Origin of the sequence: Neisseria sp. P0014.S009, from assembly GCF_051958155.1 — a bacterium.
Classification (GTDB): Bacteria; Pseudomonadota; Gammaproteobacteria; order Burkholderiales; family Neisseriaceae; genus Neisseria; species Neisseria flavescens_C.
Genome location: NZ_JBQCVS010000230.1, coordinates 1 through 241, shown reverse-complemented (window position 1 = coordinate 241; position 241 = coordinate 1). Strand labels below are relative to the sequence as shown.

Genomic DNA, 241 nt, shown 5'->3' with positions numbered 1-241 from the left:
GTTCGGAATTATTGGGTGTAAAGAGTATGTAGGTGGTGTCGTAAGTTTGGTGTGAAATCTCCCGGCTTAACCGGGAGGGTGCGCCGAAGACTGCGATGCTGGAGTATGGGAGAGGGAATCGGAATTCCTGGTGTAGCGGTGAAATGCGTAGATATCAGGAGGAACACCCATGGCGAAGGCAGCACTCTGGGCTGGTATTGACGCTGAGGAGCGAAAGCATGGGTAGCGAACAGGATTAGAT

1 rRNA gene is annotated in these 241 nt (G+C 52.3%); it reads left to right on the top strand.

From position 1 onward, the window contains the following. Positions 1 to 241, top strand: a 16S ribosomal RNA gene (locus ACTHS4_RS12445); the annotation flags it as partial.